We start from the raw sequence: 19,055 nt of genomic DNA on the forward strand, positions 1-19,055 counted from the left end.
CGACGAGGCGATGATGAACCGCTTCGGCGCGCAGGGCTGGGAGATCGAGCGAGTCGACCACCTCGGCCGTTTCGTCAGCCACGCGTCCCTGCGGTCAGCTTTTGCGGTCGGAGAGGACGTAGGCGGTGCCTGCCGACAGGGCCGCGACGCTCAGGACGGACGGCCAGGCGCCGATCTTCTTCGCGAGCGGGTGGGAGCCGCCGAAGCCCGCGACGTAGACGGTGAGCAGCGCGGCCGTGCCCTTGGGGCCCGCGGTCTTGCGCCACTCGCGGGCGCAGTACGCCCCGGCGGCCGCCAGGACGGCGCCGCCGAGCGGACGGCGGCGGGTGAAGCGGGCGGCGGCGTAACCGCCGACGAGACCGGTGGCGGCCACGGCCGCGGTGGGGATCTTTGCCATGTCCCGGAGGCTATCGCCGGGCCGGGACGGGCCGGGACCTAGGGTGGGCTCTATGAAGGTCGCGGTCACGGGAGCTTCGGGATTCATCGGTTCGGCCCTCACCGCCTCGCTGGCGGACGACGGGCACGAGGTGGTCCGGCTGGTGCGGCGCGAGCCGTCCGGGCCGGACGAGCGGCGCTGGGAGCCGTCGGGCGGGCCTGTCGATCTTGACGGGGTCGGCGCGGTCGTCCACCTCGCGGGCGCGGGCATCGGCGACCGGCCCTGGACGCCGCGCTACCGCCGGACGCTGCTGCTGAGCCGCGTCCAGGGCACCTCGACGATCGCGCAGGCGGTCGCCGACGCGGGCGTCCCGGTGCTGGTGTCGGGGTCGGCGATCGGCTTCTACGGCGACACGGGCGACCGCGAGGTGGACGAGGACGCGCCGAACGGCACGGGCTTCCTCGCCAACCTCGTCCAGGCCTGGGAGGACGCGGCGGCGCCCGCCTCCCACGCGGGCGCGCGAGTGGCGTTCGCGCGCACCTCGAACGTCCTGGGCGCGGGCGGGGGCCTGCTCGCCAAACTCCTGCCGCTCTACCGGCTCGGCCTGGGCGGACGGCTCGGATCCGGCCACCAGTACTGGTCCTGGATCACCCTCGCGGACGAGGTCGCCGCGCTGCGCTTCCTGATCGACCACGAGCTGTCCGGGCCGGTGAACCTGGCGGCCCCGAACCCGGTGACGAACGCCGAGTTCACCCGCGAGCTGGGCGGCGCGGTGCACCGGCCCACTCCCCTGCCCGTCCCGGCGTTCGCCCTGCGCATGGCGCTGCCGGGGTTCGCGCGGGAGGCGATCCTGCCGGGGCAACGGGTCGTCCCGCGGCGGCTGGCGGAGGCCGGTTTCCGGTTCGCCGACCCCGAACTGGGCGCGGCCTTGCCAAGAATCTTCAAAAACGGGGATCGCGGCCATAGCGACCCGTACCGTGATCGGTGAACGCGATCCACGACGTCCGGGAAGCGCGTCCATGAGGAGGGGGAGCAGATGAGCACGGACGGCCAGCCGCACATCCTCGCGATCGGCGGCGGAAGCTACATCCGGGACGGCCGCGACGGCGTCAGGCCGAGCCCGCTGCTCCGCTACGCCTGCGACCTGACCGGGCAGGACCGGCCGCGGATCTGCTTCCTCGCGACGGCCATGGGCGACCGCCCGGAGGTCGTCGCGCGCTCCTACGCCGCGTTCGGCATGCTGGACGCCGAGGTCAGCCACCTCGCGCTGTTCCCGATGCCGAACGTCGCGAACATGCGCGAGCACCTGCTCTCCCAGGACCTGGTCTACGTCGGCGGCGGCAGCGTCGCGAACCTGATGGCGCTGTGGCGGCTGCACGGCCTGGACGAGATCATGCGCGAGGCGTGGCACGAGGGCGTGGTGCTGTCCGGGCAGAGCGCCGGGGCGCTGTGCTGGCACATGGGCGGCAACACCGACTCGTTCGGGCCGCAGCTCGTGCCGTTCGCGGGCGGCCTCGGGCTGCTGCCCTACTCCTGCGGCGTGCACTACGACAGCGAGCCGCAGCGCCGCCCGCTGCTGCAGAAGCTCGTCGGCGAGGGCGTCCTGCCGGGCGGCTTCGCGGCGGACGAGGACACCGCGCTGCACTACGTCGGCACCGAGTTCGTCCAGGCCGTGACGTTCACCGACGGCAAGGGCGCCTACCGGATCGACGCGGACGGCCCCGGCCGGGTCAAGGAGAGCCGGATCGAGCCCCGGCTCCTGACCCGCGAGTAACGACATAGGCTGGCGGCGTGAGCGATGTTGACGTACGTGCCGCTGCTCCCGTGACCGCCCAGGCGGCCGCTCCCGAAGCCGCCCCGGCGGCCGCTCCCGAGGTCATCTCGGTGGCCGCCCCCGCGACCGACCGCGCGACGCCCGCCGACGCCGGGCGCGGGGCCGGGCGGGGGGCCGCTCCCGAGGGCGAACGGCCCGCGCCGTCGCTGCCGAGCTTCGACATCGACGCGCTGACCGTCGTCCACGCCGGGTTCGGCACCGCGGCGGTGGACTACGAGGCGGGCTGGGAGCTCCAGCGCCGCACCCACGCGCGCCGCGCCGACGGCGAGATCGGCGACACCGTGCTCCTGCTGGAGCACCGGCCGGTCTACACGGCGGGCAAGCGCACCGAGCCGCTGGACCGCCCGTTCGGCGACCCCGGCGCGCCGGTCGTCGAGGTGGACCGCGGCGGCAAGATCACCTGGCACGGTCCGGGCCAGCTGACCGGCTACCCGATCCTGCGGCTGCCCGACCCGGTGGACGTGGTCGCCTACGTCCGGCTGCTGGAGCGCATGATGATGGACGTCTGCGCCGACTTCGGCCTGGAGACGACCACCGTCGAGGGACGCAGCGGCCTCTGGGTGCCCGGCGCCCCGGACCGCAAGATCGGCTCGATCGGCATCCGGGTCTCGCGCGGCGTCACCATGCACGGCTTCATGCTCAACTGCGACTGCGACATGTCGTGGTTCGACCGGATCGTCCCGTGCGGGATCCGGGACGCCGGCTCCACCAGCCTCAGCGCCGAGCTCGGCCGCCCGGTGACGGTCGCCGAGGTCGTCCCGCAGGTCGAGCGCCACCTCGGCACGCTCCTGGGCGCCACCGAGGTCCTGCACCGCACCACGGCCCAGCTCTCCGTCTGAACCCCCGTCCGGGCCGGGCCGCATGCCCGCCCGGACACCGTTCAGCCTCTTGGACGTCCCCGGACGCGCGAATTCGGACAGAGCAGCCGGGTCCGCACGTCCTGTTGCCAGGGTTCGCTTGGCGTCAGGGTTGGCGGATCCGCGCGCTCCGGTGTCAGGGTTGCCGGGTCTGCGCGCTCCGGTGTCAGGGTTGGCGGAGGACCTTGAGGACGGCTTGGCCCTCGCCCGCCGCCGCGCGGAAGAACGCCGTCAGGCGGGCGTAGGCGGGGCGCAGGCGGGCCGCCGGGTCCGGAACCTCGGCGTCCTGGACGCCCGCGGCGATCATCGCAGCGGCGTCCATGCGCTCGGCGAGGGACGCGAAGGGCGTCGCGTCCAGGTGCGCCGCGGCGGCCTTGACCCGCTCGGGCGCGAGGTAGATCACATCGGCGCCGGTCGCGTCCGCGCCGTCCTCGGTGAGCAGGCGGCCGCCGCAGACCACGTCCGCCTCGGGCTGGCGGCCGTCCCAGGCGTCCCCGGTGAGCAGCCAGTGCAGCACCTGCCAGTCGCCGCCGAGATCGAGGGCGCGGCCGTCGTGACCGTCGCCGGGGCCGTCCCCGGCGACCGACGCGGCCGCCATCCGCGCGGGGTCGGTCTCCCCCTCCAGCACGGGCGGCACCCTCAGATACGACAACGCGAGACCCACCACGGCCCTACTCTCCACTTGCGACTGCGTGCGGCGACAGGCTGTCACCTTAAGAGATCCACGGCTACACAGGGTGGAAACGCGCGAATCCGCTTCGGCAGAAGCGCGAATGGGCTATGGCACGGAACCTCGGCCGCCCCTCGGCGCCCAGCCTCGGACGGGTTCGGCACCGAGCATCGGGCAGGCTTCGGCACCGGGCGTCGGGCGGGCTCGGCACCGGGCGTCGGGCGGGCTTCGGTGCGCACCCCTGGGCGGGCTTCGGCGCGGAAACCGGGCGGTTTCGGCGGCGGGGGTCAGGTGAGCTTGCGCACCTTGACGGCGGTGCCGTACGCGGCCATCTCCTGGCCGAGGTCGCCGAGGTCGTTCGCGTCGAACCGCATCGCCAGGACGGCGTCCGCGCCGCGCTCCTGCGCGGCCTCGATGAGCCTGTTCTGGGCCTCGATCCGGCTCTCCGCGAGCATCTTGGTCATGCCCTTGAGCTCGCCGCCGAACATCGACTTCAGGCCCGCGCCGATCTGCGACCCCAGGTGCCGGCTGCGGACGGTCAGCCCGAACACCTCCCCGAGCACCTCGGTCACCTCGTAGCCCGGCAGGTCGTTCATCGTGCTGATCAGCATGGCTCCCCTTCCGTCCGCCGCCGCGCCCCCCTCCTACCCGCCGCGGCCCCGCCCGCAACCCCCGGCGGGACGGGCGAGGTGCGGGGCTTGGAGATCGGGACGTACCCTGTGGGGGTGACGACGGCGACACCCGAGGGGCGCAAGCTCCTCCGCATCGAGGTACGGAACAGCCAGACCCCCATCGAGCGCAAGCCGGACTGGATCAAGACCCGGCTGAAGATGGGCCCGCAGTACCGCGAGCTGACCCAGCTGGTGAAATCCGAGGGTCTGCACACGGTCTGCCAGGAGGCGGGCTGTCCCAACATCTTCGAATGCTGGGAGGACCGCGAGGCCACCTTCCTCATCGGCGGCGACCAGTGCACGCGGCGCTGCGACTTCTGCCAGATCGACACCGGCAAGCCCGCCGAGTTCGACCGGGACGAGCCGCGCCGGGTCGCCGAGTCCGTCGCGACGATGGGCCTGCGGTACGCGACCGTCACCGGCGTCGCCCGCGACGACCTGGAGGACGGCGGGGCCTGGCTGTACGCCGAGACCGTCCGGCAGATCCACGCGGCCGTGCCCGGCTGCGGAGTCGAGCTGCTGATCCCCGACTTCAACGCCGACCCGGACCAGCTCGCCGAGGTGTTCTCCTCGCGGCCCGAGGTGCTGGCGCACAATGTCGAGACCGTCCCGCGGATCTTCAAGCGGATCCGGCCCGGCTTCCGGTACGAGCGGTCGCTCGAAGTGATCACGCGGGCGCGCGAGGACGGCCTGGTCACCAAGTCCAACCTCATCCTCGGCATGGGCGAGACCCGCGAGGAGGTCTCCGAAGCGCTGCGCGACCTGCACGAGGCGGGTTGCGAGCTGATCACGATCACGCAGTACCTGCGCCCGTCGCCGCGGCACCACCCGGTCGAGCGCTGGGTCAAGCCGGAGGAGTTCGTCGAGCTGTCGGCCGAGGCCGAGGAGATCGGGTTCGCCGGGGTCATGTCGGGCCCGCTCGTCCGGTCCAGCTACCGGGCCGGACGGCTCTACAAGCAGGCCGTCGAGGCGCGAGAGCGCTGAGCACGAGCACTATCCTTAGAGACATGTCGAACAAGCCCACGGACGGGGCCCAGGAGCGTCCGGGCCGCCTCAAGCAGATCCGCATGGTCGCCCAGGTGCTCCACCAGGCGAACCCCAAGGCCCTCCCGATCGTGTTCGCCGCCGCGCTCGGGACCCTGGTCGTCGTCGTCGCCATCGGGCTGTTCGTCGGCAGCCTGTGGTTCTTCATCCCGCTGGGCGTGCTCGCGGCGGTCGCGGTCGGCATGATCGTGTTCGGCCAGCTCGCGCAGCGCGCCCAGTACTCGGTGATCGCCGGGCAGCCGGGCGCGGCCGCGGCGGTGCTGAAGAACACCCGCGGCGGCTGGACGGTCACCGAGGCCGTCTCCGGCAACCGCAACCTGGACATGGTGCACCGCGCGGTCGGCCGCCCCGGCGTCGTGATCGTCTCCGAGGGCCCGCGCAGCCGGGTCGGGCCGCTGCTCGGCGCGGAGAAGAAGCGCATCTCGCGCGCCGTCCCGTCCGTCCCGATCTATGACATCCAGGTCGGGGACGAGGAGGGCCAGATCCCGGTGGACAAGCTCCAGCGGCACCTGATGAAGCTCCCCCGCAACCTGACCAAGGCGCAGGTCTCGGACGTCAACAGCCGCCTGTCCGCGCTCCCCCGCGCGATGCAGATGCCGAAGGGCCCCATGCCCAAGGGCGCCCGCATGCCCCGCGGCCCCAAGCCCAAAACCCGCTGAGCCCCTGCACCAACCGAACGGGAGGGCTCCCCACTCGGGGAGCCCTCCCGTTTTCGCATGCCGGTTGGTGCGCACCGCCCGGACCACTCGCCGCAGACGAGACCGACCACTGCCGCGGACGACGCCCACCCGCTCGGCGCACGCAGGACCGATCACTCGGCGCGGGTGACGATCGTCCACTCAGCGCGCACGCTGCCCGACCGGTTGCCGTGCACGCGGTCCGACCGGTTGCCGCGCACGCCGGTCGGTGCGCACGCCGTCCGACCGGTTGCCGCGCACGCCGGTCGGTGCGCACGCCGTCCGACCGGTTGGCGCGCACGCCGTCCGACCGGTTGGCGCGCACGCCGTCCGACCGGTTGGTGCGGACGATGGGCGGCTACTTGGCGCGGACGACGACGGTGTTGGCGGCGCGGTCGTGGAGGCCGCGGTAGTCGCGGTCCCAGATGAGGGCGGGGACGACCAGGACGAGCAGGAACGTCCGGACGAGGCCCCACAGGAAGCCGACCGGGCGGCCGTCCAGCCGGACGACGCGCAGGCCGCAGAGGCGCTTGCCGATGGTGACGCCGAGGGTGGCGGTGAGGAGCCAGACCATGGCGGCGAACACGCCGGTGTTGGCGATCGAGCGGGTCGCGGGGCTCCAGTGCAGCGCCTTGGCGAAAAGGGCGCCGACGAGCGCGGCGACGAGCAGGTCGACGAGCAGCGCGACGATCCGGCGCCCGTAGGTCGCGACGGCCCCGGGCCCCTCCTTGGGCAGCCCGAGCCGGGCCCCCGGGGTGCCGAGGTCGACCCCGGCGGACGCCGCGCCGCCGAGCCACGTCTGGGTCCACCGCGTGCCGGTGGCCTCCCGCTGCTTACCGCTTGCCATGCCCCTACGCTATCCGGTCCCCGGAGCCGTCCGGATGCGGGTCGGCACGGGCGTTCTGACCGGATGTGACCGACATCACCGAGTGACGCTTAACACAGCTGAAACACATGGGACATGGACGGGTAACGGCTCCCTGGGATGGTGCGGAAGCCAAGAGCGCCCCGAAGGAGGCTGAATGTTCAGCAGCGCCAAAGAGGTCCTGGACTTTATCGACCACGAGGGCGTCCGCTTCGTGGACTGCCGGTTCGTGGACCTGCCCGGCAAGATGCAGCACTTCACCTTCCCCGTGGAGAGCTTCGGGGAGGGCGTCTTCACCGAGGGGCTGATGTTCGACGGCTCGTCGGTGCGCGGGTTCCAGGAGATCCACGAGTCCGACATGCTGCTGCTCCCCGACCCGGGGACGGCCGTGCTCGACCCGTTCCGCCAGCACAAGACGCTCATCCTGAACTTCTTCGTGCACGACCCGCTCACCGGCGAGCCGTACAGCCGCGACCCGCGCAACGTCGCGAAGAAGGCGCAGGACTACCTGCGCGGCACCGGCCTCGCCGACACGTGCTACTTCGGCCCCGAGGCCGAGTTCTACATCTTCGACGACGTCCGGTTCGAGACCAAGCAGAACGCGGGCTACTACTACCTCGACTCGGTCGAGGGCGCGTGGAACACCGGCCGCGAGGAGGCCGAGGGCAACCTCGGCGCCAAGCCCCCGTACAAGGGCGGGTACTTCCCCGTCCCGCCGATGGACCACTACACCGACCTGCGGTCGGAGATGGTCGAGCAGCTGCTCCGGTCCGGCATCCACGTCGAGATGCAGCACCACGAGGTCGGCACGGCGGGCCAGGCAGAGATCGACTTCCGCTTCGACACGCTGCTGAAGACCGCCGACAACCTGATGCTCTACAAGTACATCGTCAAGAACGTCGCGCGCGCCGCGGGCAAGACGGTGACCTTCATGCCGAAGCCCATCTTCGGCGACAACGGCTCGGGCATGCACTGCCACCAGTCGCTGTGGAAGGACGGCTCGCCGCTGTTCTACGACGAGGTCGGCTACGCGGGCCTGTCCGACAACGCCCGCTACTACATCGGCGGCCTGCTCCGGCACGCGCCGTCCCTGCTGGCCTTCACCAACCCGACGGTGAACTCCTACCACCGCCTGGTGCCGGGCTTCGAGGCCCCGGTGAACCTGGTCTACTCGCAGCGCAACCGGTCCGCCTGCATCCGCGTGCCGATCACCGGCTCGAACCCGAAGGCCAAGCGCATCGAGTTCCGCGTCCCGGACCCGTCCTGCAACCCGTACCTGGCCTTCTCCGCCATGCTGATGGCCGGCCTGGACGGCATCAAGAACAAGATCGAGCCGGCCGAGCCGGTGGACAAGGACCTCTACGAGCTCCCGCCGGAGGAGGCCCGCGCCATCCCGCAGGTCCCGGGCTCGCTGGAGGCCGTCCTGTCCGCCCTGGAATCCGACCACGACTACCTCCTGGAAGGCGGCGTCTTCACCCCGGACCTCATCGAGACCTACATCTCGATGAAGCACGACTTCGAGATCGACCCCATCCGCCTCCGCCCCCACCCCCACGAGTTCGAGCTCTACTACGACGTCTAAGAACCGCCCCACCCGTCCGGACCGGCGAGACCGATCCGACCGCTGAACCCGGGCTGGCCCGCCCGGCCGCTGGAACGGGCTGGCCTGCTGCCTGCCCGGCCGCTGGACGGCGAGACCCATCCGGCCACCGGAACGGCTTGGCCACCCGGCCGCCGGACGGCGAGGGCCGCCCGGCGCACGGGTCAGGGTGGTCGATCCGGGCGTTGAAGTGGCGTGGTTCGTCTGCTTGGAGCGCCCCCGGGAACTTCTCGGGGGCGCTTCGTGTTGGGATGGGACGGATATTGGAACGATCAAGGAGAACGCCATGGCCGAGGTGCGGGTCGAGCGGACTGCGGACGGCGGGTTCGTCGGGACGAACGGGCGCGGTGCGTCCGTGGCGATCGGGAGCGGCGACGAGGACGGCGTGTTCACACCGGTCGAGCTGCTGCTGACGGCGCTGGCCGGGTGCGAGCTGGTGACCGTGGAGCCGCTGACCGCCAAGCGCGGGCATCAGATGGTGCGCCTCGCCGCGGACGTCAAGGCGGAGAAGATCGAGACCAGCAAGCTGGGCACGATCACCATCACGTACGACGTGGAGCTGCCCGAGGGCGACGAGAAGGCCGCCGAGGTGCTGCAGGCCGTCGCCAAGCGCGTGCACGAGAAGTACTGCACGGTCGGGAACGCCCTCAAGGAGCCGATGACCGTAGAGCAGATCGTCCCCGTCGACTGACCAACCGCGGTGAGGCACCGGGGCAGGTTGCCACGCCGAGCCGCGGTGAGGCACCAGGTAGCAGCGCCTCCCCTCAGCTGAGGTGAGGCACTCAGCCGCGGTCAGACACCCAGCCGCCGTGAGACACCGAGCCGCCGTGAGGCGCCAGGCCCCGATGAGACACCGGGCCGAGGTGAAGCGCTGGGGTGAGTGTGTTCACTTGTGGTGGGTGAATGCTCACTTGTGGTGGGTGGGTGCTCGTTTGGGAGTGCGGACAGGTGGGGTGAGTGAACACTTGTTGGTTGTGAGTGTTCACTCACCCCGGGTGTGGTCAGGTGCAGGTGGTGTTGGGGGGCGGGACCTTGCCGTCGAGGAAGTAGGAGTCGACGGCGTTCACGATGCAGCGGTCGCCGGTGAGGTAGGCGCCGTGGCCCTGGCCCTTGAGGGTGAGCAGGACGGCCCGGCCGCCGATCTCCCTGGTGAGCGCCGGGGCCCAGGCGTACGGGGTGGCCGGGTCGCCCTCGTTGCCGACGACGACGATGGGCGCGGCGGACGGCGCGGAGACCTCCTTCGCCGCGTCGTCCCCCTTGTACGGCCAGCCGCTGCAGCTCAGCAGGCCCCACGCGGCGGACGGCCCGAAGATAGGCGAGGCGTTGCGGAACCGGGGCAGCTCGCGCTTGACGTCCTGGACGGTGTAGCGCTCGGTGGTGTCGGCGCAGCTGATGGCCGTGTAGGCGGCCAGGAGGTTGGAGTAGTGCCCGTTCTCGTCGCGGCCGTTCTGAAGGTCGGCGAGCGTGAGCAAAAGGGTGCCGTCGCCCTTGGCCGCGCGGTCGAGCCCGGCCGCGAGGATCTTCCAGGACGTCTGGTCGTAGAGCGCCGCCGAGACGCCGGTCTCGCCGAGGGACTGGGTGAGCGGCCGCCGCTGCTGGGTGTTCACGGGGTGCGCGTCCAGGCCGTCCAGGAGTTTCTGGACGGACGCGACGACCGCGTTCTTGTCGGTACCCATCGGGCATTGCGCCCGGCCGAGGCCGGCGCAGTACGCGGCGAAGTTGCCCAGGGCGCGCTGGAACGCGGCGGACTGCTGCAGCGCGAGGTCGATCCCGCTGATCTTGGTGTCGACGGCGCCGTCCAGGACGGCCCGCCCGACGTTCCCGGGCAGCTGGTGGGCGTTGTTCGCGCCGAGCCAGGTGCCGTAGGAGATGCCGAAGTAGTGCAGCTTCGCGTCGCCCAGGACGGACCGGATGACGTCCATGTCGCGGGCCGCCGTCAATGTTCCAACGTGCGGAAGAAGTGTGCCGGAGTTGCTGGCGCAGCTCCGCACGTAGGCGGCATCCTCGTCGGTGAGGGCCTTCTCCTCGGACGCGTCGTCCGGGGTGGAGTCGGACGAGGTGAACTTGTCCAGGGCCCGGTCGTCCAGGCAGCGGACGGCGGTGCTGCGGCCGACGCCGCGCGGGTCGAACCCGACCAGGTCGTAGCGCTTGCCGAGGTTCTGGAACTGGCCGGCGGCCTGGCCGAGGGTGTCGGTGCCGCTCGCGCCGGGGCCGCCGAAGTTGAACAGCAGGGAGCCGATGCGGTGGGCGGGGTCGGTCGCGGGGAAGCGGAGCAGGGCGAGGTCGACGGTTCCGCCGCCGGGGTGCGCGTAGTCGAGCGGCACCTTGATCTTGGCGCAGCTCGGCGCGCCCTTCTGGCCGCTGCTGGCGGGCGCGTCGGCGGGCATCCCGGTGCAGGGCGCCCAGGCCGGGCGCTGCCCGGTGATCGAGGCGGGCAGCGCGGCCGCGGTGCCGCCGCCGGACGGACTGGACGGGGACGGCATGGAACTCCCGGCGGAACTCCCCTCAGCGGACGAGGCGCGCCCGCTGCCGGACGGTGTAGCGGCGTCCTTCCCTCCCTTGCATCCGGACAGGCCGAAACCCGCCAGGACGAGGGTGATAACCGCCCCGGCCTGCCTCAGTGGCACCTTCTGCAACATTCGTCCCCCCAGTGGTTCCGCGGGGGGCGATCCATGATCTACCCCTGGGCTCCTATGCTGACTCCCGATCAGGTCGAGTTCGCGCCGCCTGCGGGTGCCAGGGCCCCTCACCCTGAAGTCCGGAATCGCCCGCCGGGACGTACTACTCAAGGCTGAGATGAAGACCATTCGTCGCGGTGATCTCAAACAGGTGGCCGCGCGGCAAAGATAGGTAGCATGGCCCAAACCGCCCCAGCAGCTCCCCGCGGCCAGACCGAGGAGGCCGCCGCCCCGACCGGGCGCGTGCCCAGGCCGCGCCGGGACACGGCGGAAACCCCTCCGTCCGCCGGCCGCCTCACCCGGTTCGCGCGCGTCCTGCGCACCGGCTACTCCACCGCGCCCCCGCTCTGGCGCGAGTTCGTGCTGATCGCCCTGTTCTACTCGGCCTACACGCTGACCCGCATCGTCCTCACCCAGGACGGCACGGGCCCGGCGTTCCAGCACGCGCACGACATCCTCAATCTGGAGCGGACGCTCGGCATAGACATGGAGCTCGACCTCAACCGGTGGCTGCTGGACGTCCACTGGCTGGCCAAGGCCGCGAACCTGTTCTACGCGAGCATGCACTTCGTGGTGACGCTGAGCCTGGTGGTCTGGCTGTACCGGTACCGGCCGTCGGAGTACCGGTGGCTGCGCGCGGCGGTGATGATCGCGACCGGGCTGGCGCTGATCGGATTCTGGCTGTACCCGCTGGCCCCGCCGCGCTTCCTCGGCGGCGCCGGGTTCGTCGACCCGGTGACCGCGCTGCACACCTTCGGCCTGTACTCCGGCGACTCCGCGGGCACGATGACCAACCAGTACGCGGCGATGCCGTCGATGCACGCGGGCTGGTCGCTCTGGTGCGGGTTCGTCCTGGTCCGGCTGGGCACGCAGAAGTGGGTCAAGGCGCTCGGCGTGGTCTACCCGGTCACCACCGTGCTGGTGATCCTCTCGACCGCGAACCACTACATCCTGGACGCGGTGATCGGGATCGCGCTCATCGTGGGCTCGCTCGCCGTGTCCTGGGTGCTGTACCGGCGGACGCCGGAGGTCCTGGTCCGGGCCCGCGCGCGGGTGGGGTCCAGGGTGCGAACGGGTCGAACGAGGGTAATGGTTCGACTTCGGACGGTGGCCGGTGCCGGGTCCGCGGATCGTGTCTGAGATGCTGGGATCATGGCCAGGACGGCGGACCGAGCGGGGACCGGACCGGGCCCGGCCCGGCCGGGCGGCCCGGCGGGGACGGTCGCCAGGCCGCGCCTGTGGTCCGAGCTCGCGATCGTCCTGATCTGCTACTTCGCCTACGAGTTCATCCGCAACCTGGTGCCGACCGAGCGGGCGCTGGCGCTCCAGCACGGCCACGACCTGCTGAACGCCGAGACCAAGATCGGCTTCGACGTCGAGTACTCGCTGAACCGGCTGTTCGTCGACCACGCGTGGATCGCGGTCCCGGCGAACTACTTCTACTCGACGATGCACTTCATCATGACCATCGGCGTCCTGGTGTGGCTGTACTGGCGACATCCCGAGGCCTACCGGGTGAGCCGCAGCGCGCTGTTCATCATGACGCTGATCGGCCTGGCCGGCTTCTGGCTGTACCCGCTGGCCCCGCCACGCATGCTGGCGGGCTTCAACGACACCGTGATCAGCTTCCACACGTGGGGCATCTACGACTCCGGGCCTACCGCATCGGTGTCGAACCAGTACGCGGCGATGCCGTCCATGCACACCGCCTGGTCGATGTGGTGCGCGGCCTCCATCATCCTGATCACCCGGCGCCGCTGGGCCGTCGTCCTGGCCGCGCTCTACCCGGTCGCCACGGTCCTGGTGATCATGGGCACCGCCAACCACTACCTCCTGGACGCCGTGGGCGGCGCGACGGCCTGCGCGCTCGGCCTCGTCCTCGCCTACGGCGGCGCCCGCGTCCTGGTCCTCTGGTTCCGCCGCTCCCCCGGCCGAGAAGCCTGCGGCTAACCCCTGCCTGCACCCGCAGCCCACCCTGGCGCCAGCACGCCGCACACACCCCGGCGCCAGCGCGACGGCCATGCCCTGGCATCAGCGCGTCTGTGCGCGCCCTGGCGTTCGCGCCGGACGCGTCCTGGCGTTAGCCCGCTGCGCTGTACGCGCCCCGGCGCCAGCGCGACGGACGCGTCCTGGCTCAGCGGGGCGTGGGCGACACGGGGTTTGCGCGTCGGGTGCGCCCGGGTGTCAGCGCGTCCGGGCGCGGCCGGGCTCGGACGTAGTGGGCGCGCCTGTTTGGGGCTATGGGAGGTGGGAGAAGCCTTCTGGTTCGCCGTAGAAGGTACGTTCCACTACTGTGCGGGCGCGGCGGGCGTGGCGGCGGTAGTCCTCCAGCATGTCGCCGGCGGTGGGGTAGCCGAGCACCTGCGAGACGGCGCTGCGCTCCAGGTGGTGGTCGGTCGGCAGCAGGTCGGACGGACGGCCCCTGACCAGCACGATCGCGGACCGGATGCGGGTGGCCAGGCGCCAGGCGGCGGCGAGTTCGACGGCGTCGTCGGCGTCCAGCAGGCGGGCGGCGACGGCGGCGTCCAGCGCGGCGAGGGTGCGGGTGGTGCGCAGCGCGGGCGTCTCGTGCGCGTGCCGGAGCTGGACGAGCTGGGCCACCCATTCCACGTCGGAGAGCCCGCCGGGGCCGAGTTTGAGGTGCTGGCGGCGGTCCACGCCGCGCGGCAGCCGCTCGGACTCCATCCGGGCCTTGAGCCGCCGGATCTGCCGGACCGCGTCGTCGTTGACGCCGTCCTCGGGCCAGCGGACGGGGTCGATGACCGCGCGGAACCGCTCGCACAGCGCCGGGTCGCCGATCAGCGGGTCGGCGCGGAGCAGAGCCTGGCTCTCCCAAGGCTCCGACCAGCGGCCGTAGTAGGCCGCGTAGGACGCCAGGCTGCGCACGAGTGGCCCGGCCTTGCCCTCGGGCCGCAGGTCCGGGTCGATCTTGAGCGGCGGGTCCGGGGCGGGCAGCGCGAGCAGCCGCCTCAGCTCCTCGGCGACGGCGTGCGCGGCGGACGCGGCGTCCCGGTCGTCCGCGCCGGGACGGGGGTCGTGCACGAACATCACGTCCGCGTCGCTGCCGTAGCCGAGCTCGTGCCCGCCGAACCGGCCCATCGCGACGATCGCCATGGCGGTCGGCAGCGGCCCGCGCCGCTCCACCTCGATCTTGCCGATCGCGGCCTGGAGCGCGGCCTCCAGCGTCACCGCGGCGATGTCGGTCAGCGCCTCCCCGACCGCGACCGGGTCGAGGTGCCCCAGCAGGTCGGCGACCGACACGCGGAACAGCTCCCGCCGCCGGACGGCCCGAACCGCCGTCACCGCGTCCTCGGCAGAGACGGCGACGGCCGCGGGGCGCGGTGAGGCGGCGGGGCGCGGTGAGGCGGCGGGGCGCGGCGAGGACGCGGTGCGCTGCGAGCCCGTGGTGCGCGGTGAAGCCCCGGTGTTCGGGGATGGCGCGGCGTTCGGGGATGGCGCGGCGTTGGGCGAGGACGCGGTGTTCGGTGAGGCCGTCGTGTCAGGCGACGGCGAGGCGTTCGGCGAGGGCGCGGTGCGCGGCGACGGCGCGGCGCCCGGCGACGGCGCGGCGTTCGGGGACGGCGCGGCATCCGGCGAGGGTGCGGTCTGTGGGGACGGCGCGGCGCTCGGCGGCGGCGCGGCGGGCGGCGAGGACGCGGTGCTCGGGGACGGCGCAGCATTCGGCGACGGAGCAGCGCCCGATGAGGACGCAGCGCCCGGCGACGGAGCAGGGCCCCGCGCGGACGCGGCACCTGGGGACGGCGCAGCACCCGGTGAGGACGCAGCGCCCGGCGACGGCGCGGCGCCCGGCGGCCGCGCGGCATCCGGGGACGGTGTGGTGGTTGGGGAGGGGGTGGGGTTTGGTGGGGGGGCGGTGTGGCGGCGGACGGCGGCTAGGGCTTCGGTGCGGAGGGAGAGGGCGGGGCGCGGTCTTGGTTCGGGTTCGCGGCCCAGCATGGCGACGGCTTCGGGGGCGCGCAGGAGGAGGTCGGTGGCGTACCGGCTGGAGCCGAGGACGTGTGCCATGCGCTCGGCCACGGTCACGTCGTCCCGAAGCAGCCGCAGGTACCAGGGGGTCGTGCCGAGCGCGTCGCTGACCTGCCGGAAGCCGAGGAGCGCCGCGTCCGGGTCGGGCGCGTCGGCGAACCAGCCGAGCATGACCGGAAGCAGCGTCCGCTGGATCGCGGCGCGCCGGGACACGCCGGACGTCAGCGCCTGGATGTGCCGGAGCGCTCCAGCCGGGTCGCGGTAGCCGAGGGCCTCCAGGCGGGCGCGCGCGGCGTCCGGCGTGAGGCGGACCTCCTCCTCGGGCAGCCGCGCCACCGCGCGCAGCAGTGGCCGGTAGAACAGCTTCTCGTGGATGCGCCGGACCTCGCGGGCGTGCCGCCGCCACAGCGCGGTGAACTCCCCCACCGGGTCGGTGCGCAGGCCCAGGGCGCGGCCGAGGCGGCGCAGGTCGGCCGGGTCGTCCGGGACCAGGTGGGTGCGGCGCAGGCGGTGCAGCTGCACCAGGTGCTCGACGCGGCGCAGGAACCGGTACGCAGCGGCCAGCGCGGCGGCGTCGTCGCGTCCGACGTAGCCGCCCTCGGACAGCTCGGCGAGCGCGGTCAGCGTGTCGCGGGCGCGCAGCGACTCGTCCGACCGCCCGTGGACGAGCTGGAGCAGCTGGACGGCGAACTCGACGTCGCGCAGCCCGCCCGGCCCCAGCTTGAGCTGCCGCTCCGCCTCGGCGGTCCGCTGGTTCAGGTCGGCCTCGACGCGGCGGCGCATCGCCTGGACGTCCTCGACGAAGCTCTCGCCCTCGGCGGCCCGCCACACGATCGGGCCGATCGCCTCGGCGTACTGCGCGCCCAGCTCGGCGTCCCCCGCGACCGGACGTGCCTTCAGTAGCGCCTGGAACTCCCAGGTCTTGGCCCAGCGCTCGTAGTAGGCGCGGTGGCTGGCGAGCGTCCGGACCAGCGGGCCGGACTTGCCCTCGGGCCGCAGCGCCGCGTCCACCTCCCACAGCGCGCCCTCGGGGGTGCTGGCCGAGCACGCCCGCATGGTCGCGGCGGCGAGACGGGTGGCGGTGCGCAGCGCGGCGTCCTCCGGACGGCCCTCGCGCGCCTCCGCGACGAAGATCACGTCCACGTCGCTGACGTAGTTCAGCTCGCGCGCGCCGCACTTGCCCATCCCGATCACCGCGAGGCGGCAGTCCGCGTACTCGGGAACCTCCGCGCGGGCGATCGCCATCCCCGCCGTGAGCGCGGCGGACGCCAGGTCGGCGAGCTCGGCCGCGACCTGCGCGACGTCCAGCCTGCCGGTGAGGTCGCATCCGGCGAGCATGAGCACCCGCCTCCGGTAGGCGACCCGAAGGTCCACCAGCGTGTCCGTGGACGCGTCCCGGGCGACGGGCTCGGCCGCGTCCGGATCCGCCCCCACGGCGACCAGGAACTCCCGCCGCGCCTCCAACCCCTCGGCCGAAGTCTCGTCCTGCTCACCCGCACCAGGGACGGCCGGGACCGGCACGTCCAGCGCAACCACGCCCCCCGCGCCCGCGCCCGCGTGCGCGTCCGCCTTGGCGGTCGCGTTGGCGTTGGCGGAGGCGTCCGCGTCCGCGTTGGCGGTCGCGTCCGCGTTCATGCTCGGGTCGGCGACGCTCTCGGCGGGCGCACCCGGAGCCGCGGCGGCCTCGGCGGCATCGCTGCGAGCGGCGGCGTCCGCATCGGCCTCGTCCGGAGCGGCGGCGTCCGCAGCGGCCTCGTCCGGAGGGGCGGGATCCGTGGCGGCGTCGCTCGGGGTGGCGGGGGCGGTTGGGGTGGGGGTTTCGGGCGGGCCTTTTGGGGTTCGGAGGACGCGCCAATGGGACGGGTGCCGGGCGAGGTGGTCGGCCAGGGCGGACGACACGCCGAGGACGGCCAGCAGCCGCTCCCGGACGGCCGGTTCGGTGGCGAGCGCGGTCGCCAGGGCCGCGGCCTCCCCGGCCCGCTCGGCGCCCGCGAGGAGCGGCAGCAGGCCGCGCAGCGCGAGGTCCGGATCGGACGTGGTGCCCAGGTCATCGAGCAGTTCGGCCGTGACCGCGGGCCCCGCCTCGGCCAGCAGCCGCTCGGCCCCTGCCGCGTCGCCGAAGCCGAGCCGGGCCAGTCGGGTCGGCAGCGAGGGGCGGCGGTCGGGTGCGCTCGGCATGCTCACCCGACCACCGTAATCCGCCGGAGCCGTCCGGGTGGGGAGTCCGCGTCGCGATCACGAAACGGCCACGGCGCGAACCGGAGTCGATCTTCGCGCGACCACATACGCGGGGGTGGTGTGCGACCCCCGTCCCACCCCGGAGACAGGAGTTCCGCATGAGAAGACGCACGCTCGCCGCGGCCGGTTCGCTGGCCGCGGGAGCCCTGGTGGCGGGATCCGCCGTCACGCTCGCCGCCCTGGACGGGTCCCATGTGTCGGCGGCGGAGGTCACGGCCGCCACCGGCCACCGTCCCGCCAGGCCCGGCGACCTCGACGGCGACGGGCGCCGCGAGCTGATCCTGCCCAACGGCGGCGGCGCCGGCGTCGGAGGGCACAGCGGCCGGATCATCGTCGTCCCGACCGGACCGCACGGCCCGCTCCCGGCCCAGGCGAACGGCTACACGCGCGGCAGCCTGGGTCTGCCCACGCAGCCGGATTCCAGCGAGTCCTACGGCGACGTCGCCACCAGCGCCGACTTCGACGGCGACGGCTACGCCGACCTCGCCGTGTCCACCTGGGCGCGGGACGAGAAGGTGTCCGGCGCGGTCGTCGTCTACGGCGGACCCAAGGGCCTCACCAACCGGTACGTGAACCTGCGCGGCCCGGTCGTCGGCCAGCTCGTCGCCGCCGACTTCGACGGCGACGGTAAGCAGGACCTCGTCGCCGTGGACAGGGACGTCTCGACCGACGGCTACTTCTACTACCGGATGTACGCGCACCTCGGCGCGGCGGCCGTGAAGCCGGCGGTCGTCCGCGTCACCAAGTCCGTGGAGGAGGACGAGTGGCTGCGCGCCACCGCGGCCGACTTCAACGGCGACGGCAAGGCCGACCTCGCGCTCACCTTCGACTCGTGGGTGGACGAGGGGCCGCGCAAGGCCGGCTTCGGCGAGGTCCGGTACGGCTCGGCGAAGGGCCTCGGCGCGGCGAAGCGCTTCGGCACGACCTGGCCGTACGGGCAGCTCGCCGCCGGGGACGTCAACGGCGACCACCGCGCGGACCTGGTCGTCCGGAAGTACACGGGCCGGGCGGCGGGCCAGATCGCCGTCCTGTACGGCGGGAAGTCCGGGCTGGGCAAGCCCGTCGCGTTCTCCAAGGACACGCCGGGCGTGCCGGGCGCGGGCGCGAAGGGCGACGAGTTCGGGGCGTCCCTCGCGGTCGGCGACGTCAACGGAGACGGCCTGGCGGACGTCGCGGTCGGCTCGCCGGGCACCGTCATCGGCAAGGCCAGGTCCACCGGCGCGGTCTCGGTGCTCTACGGCACGCGCAAGGGCCTCACCGGCAAGGGCGCCCGGTCGGTCAACCTGTCCGTCGCCGGGATGCCCGGCCCCGTCCGCGAGGGCGACGGGTTCGGCGGGGCCGTCGCCCTGCAGGACCTGAACGGCGACGGCAAGGCCGACCTCGTCGTCGGCGCGGACGGCCGTGCCTACCCGCACCACTCGGACGTGTACGGCGCGCTCTACTTCCTGCCCGGCGGCAAGGGCGGCCCGCTCATCAAGGGCATGACCTGGATCAGCCCGTTCACCCTCCGGGTGAAGCACAACCCCGAACTGGGCTCGGGCATCGTCCGCTAGCCCCC

The 19,055-nt window shown here is 73.0% G+C and carries 16 protein-coding genes; 10 read left to right on the forward strand and 6 right to left on the reverse strand.

The features are described 5' to 3' along the window. Positions 1–94 precede the first annotated feature (94 nt). Positions 95–397 (reverse strand): hypothetical protein, encoded by a 303-nt coding sequence (locus tag FHU30_RS19100; RefSeq protein ID WP_253877503.1) that lies wholly within the window; start codon positions 395–397, stop codon positions 95–97. Positions 398–449: 52 nt separating this feature from the next. Between FHU30_RS19100 and FHU30_RS19105 the strand changes: the two genes are divergently transcribed. The 3 genes from FHU30_RS19105 to lipB all read left to right on the forward strand — a co-directional run bounded on the left by FHU30_RS19105 (position 450) and on the right by lipB (position 3,049). Next, positions 450–1,364, forward strand: a complete 915-nt coding sequence (locus FHU30_RS19105) for a TIGR01777 family oxidoreductase (RefSeq protein ID WP_253877504.1) — start codon at positions 450–452, stop codon at positions 1,362–1,364. A 48-nt stretch (positions 1,365–1,412) separates the two neighbouring features. Then, entirely contained in the window at positions 1,413–2,150 is a 738-nt protein-coding gene (locus FHU30_RS19110; RefSeq protein ID WP_253877505.1) for a Type 1 glutamine amidotransferase-like domain-containing protein, read from the forward strand. 230 nt (positions 2,151–2,380) lie between these two features. Beyond that, a complete protein-coding gene (gene lipB, locus FHU30_RS19115) occupies positions 2,381–3,049 on the forward strand; it encodes a lipoyl(octanoyl) transferase LipB (protein ID WP_301323397.1) in 669 nt (222 codons plus the stop codon). A gap of 184 nt (positions 3,050–3,233) precedes the next feature. Here lipB and FHU30_RS19120 read toward each other — a convergent pair whose 3' ends face one another. After that, complete coding sequence (locus FHU30_RS19120; protein WP_253877506.1) at positions 3,234–3,695, reverse strand: YfbM family protein; 462 nt, start codon at positions 3,693–3,695, stop codon at positions 3,234–3,236. Positions 3,696–4,024: 329 nt separating this feature from the next. Continuing rightward, positions 4,025–4,348, reverse strand: a complete 324-nt coding sequence (locus FHU30_RS19125) for a YbjQ family protein (RefSeq protein WP_253877507.1) — start codon at positions 4,346–4,348, stop codon at positions 4,025–4,027. 114 nt (positions 4,349–4,462) lie between these two features. On the opposite strand from FHU30_RS19125, the gene lipA reads away from it, so the two are divergent. Both lipA and FHU30_RS19135 read left to right on the forward strand, forming a co-directional pair. Then, a complete protein-coding gene (gene lipA / locus FHU30_RS19130) occupies positions 4,463–5,392 on the forward strand; it encodes a lipoyl synthase (protein WP_253877508.1) in 930 nt (309 codons plus the stop codon). Positions 5,393–5,415: 23 nt separating this feature from the next. Continuing rightward, the gene (locus tag FHU30_RS19135) at positions 5,416–6,111 is read left to right on the forward strand and encodes a DUF4191 domain-containing protein (RefSeq protein WP_253877509.1); all 696 of its coding nucleotides are present in this window, start codon (positions 5,416–5,418) and stop codon (positions 6,109–6,111) included. Positions 6,112–6,487: 376 nt separating this feature from the next. Here the strand turns inward: FHU30_RS19135 and FHU30_RS19140 are convergent, their stop codons facing one another. Then, positions 6,488–6,976: an RDD family protein gene (locus FHU30_RS19140; RefSeq protein WP_253877510.1), complete on the reverse strand. Its 489-nt coding sequence runs from the start codon at positions 6,974–6,976 to the stop codon at positions 6,488–6,490. A gap of 175 nt (positions 6,977–7,151) precedes the next feature. Here FHU30_RS19140 and glnA point away from each other — a divergent pair, with 175 nt between their 5' ends. Together glnA and FHU30_RS19150 are read left to right on the forward strand one after the other, a co-directional pair. After that, complete coding sequence (glnA, locus tag FHU30_RS19145; RefSeq protein ID WP_253877512.1) at positions 7,152–8,576, forward strand: type I glutamate--ammonia ligase; 1,425 nt, start codon at positions 7,152–7,154, stop codon at positions 8,574–8,576. Positions 8,577–8,880: 304 nt separating this feature from the next. After that, positions 8,881–9,285, forward strand: coding sequence for an OsmC family protein (locus FHU30_RS19150; protein ID WP_253877514.1), 405 nt, complete (start codon positions 8,881–8,883; stop codon positions 9,283–9,285). A 310-nt stretch (positions 9,286–9,595) separates the two neighbouring features. On the opposite strand, the gene FHU30_RS19155 is transcribed toward FHU30_RS19150, so the two are convergent. Then, the gene (locus FHU30_RS19155; RefSeq protein ID WP_308211337.1) at positions 9,596–11,221 is read right to left on the reverse strand and encodes an alpha/beta hydrolase; all 1,626 of its coding nucleotides are present in this window, start codon (positions 11,219–11,221) and stop codon (positions 9,596–9,598) included. Between the two features lie 228 nt (positions 11,222–11,449). On the opposite strand from FHU30_RS19155, the gene FHU30_RS19160 reads away from it, so the two are divergent. Both FHU30_RS19160 and FHU30_RS19165 read left to right on the forward strand, forming a co-directional pair. Beyond that, entirely contained in the window at positions 11,450–12,412 is a 963-nt protein-coding gene (locus FHU30_RS19160) for a phosphatase PAP2 family protein (RefSeq protein ID WP_253877515.1), read from the forward strand. Between the two features lie 12 nt (positions 12,413–12,424). Continuing rightward, positions 12,425–13,222 carry a phosphatase PAP2 family protein gene (locus FHU30_RS19165; RefSeq protein ID WP_253877516.1) on the forward strand — a complete coding sequence of 266 codons (798 nt, stop codon included), beginning with the start codon at positions 12,425–12,427 and terminating at the stop codon, positions 13,220–13,222. A gap of 288 nt (positions 13,223–13,510) precedes the next feature. Here the strand turns inward: FHU30_RS19165 and FHU30_RS19170 are convergent, their stop codons facing one another. Further along, a complete protein-coding gene (locus FHU30_RS19170) occupies positions 13,511–17,437 on the reverse strand; it encodes a bifunctional [glutamine synthetase] adenylyltransferase/[glutamine synthetase]-adenylyl-L-tyrosine phosphorylase (RefSeq protein WP_253878057.1) in 3,927 nt (1,308 codons plus the stop codon). Positions 17,438–17,595: 158 nt separating this feature from the next. Between FHU30_RS19170 and FHU30_RS19175 the strand changes: the two genes are divergently transcribed. Further along, positions 17,596–19,050, forward strand: coding sequence for an FG-GAP-like repeat-containing protein (locus FHU30_RS19175; protein WP_253877517.1), 1,455 nt, complete (start codon positions 17,596–17,598; stop codon positions 19,048–19,050). Positions 19,051–19,055: the final 5 nt, after the last annotated feature.

This window comes from Actinomadura rupiterrae, assembly GCF_024172125.1.
GTDB lineage: Bacteria > Actinomycetota > Actinomycetes > Streptosporangiales > Streptosporangiaceae > Spirillospora > Spirillospora rupiterrae.

What these genes read in the sequence shown, in the direction of transcription:
- FHU30_RS19100 (WP_253877503.1), bottom strand. Translation starts at nt 397, where the DNA reads ATGGCAAAGATCCCCACCGCGGCCGTGGCCGCCACCGGTCTCGTCGGC.
- FHU30_RS19105 (WP_253877504.1), top strand. Translation starts at nt 450, where the DNA reads ATGAAGGTCGCGGTCACGGGAGCTTCGGGATTCATCGGTTCGGCCCTC.
- FHU30_RS19110 (WP_253877505.1), top strand. Translation starts at nt 1,413, where the DNA reads ATGAGCACGGACGGCCAGCCGCACATCCTCGCGATCGGCGGCGGAAGC.
- FHU30_RS19125 (WP_253877507.1), bottom strand. Translation starts at nt 4,348, where the DNA reads ATGCTGATCAGCACGATGAACGACCTGCCGGGCTACGAGGTGACCGAG.
- FHU30_RS19135 (WP_253877509.1), top strand. Translation starts at nt 5,416, where the DNA reads ATGTCGAACAAGCCCACGGACGGGGCCCAGGAGCGTCCGGGCCGCCTC.
- FHU30_RS19140 (WP_253877510.1), bottom strand. Translation starts at nt 6,976, where the DNA reads ATGGCAAGCGGTAAGCAGCGGGAGGCCACCGGCACGCGGTGGACCCAG.
- glnA (WP_253877512.1), top strand. Translation starts at nt 7,152, where the DNA reads ATGTTCAGCAGCGCCAAAGAGGTCCTGGACTTTATCGACCACGAGGGC.
- FHU30_RS19150 (WP_253877514.1), top strand. Translation starts at nt 8,881, where the DNA reads ATGGCCGAGGTGCGGGTCGAGCGGACTGCGGACGGCGGGTTCGTCGGG.
- FHU30_RS19160 (WP_253877515.1), top strand. Translation starts at nt 11,450, where the DNA reads ATGGCCCAAACCGCCCCAGCAGCTCCCCGCGGCCAGACCGAGGAGGCC.
- FHU30_RS19165 (WP_253877516.1), top strand. Translation starts at nt 12,425, where the DNA reads ATGGCCAGGACGGCGGACCGAGCGGGGACCGGACCGGGCCCGGCCCGG.
- FHU30_RS19170 (WP_253878057.1), bottom strand. Translation starts at nt 17,437, where the DNA reads ATGCCGAGCGCACCCGACCGCCGCCCCTCGCTGCCGACCCGACTGGCC.
- FHU30_RS19175 (WP_253877517.1), top strand. Translation starts at nt 17,596, where the DNA reads ATGAGAAGACGCACGCTCGCCGCGGCCGGTTCGCTGGCCGCGGGAGCC.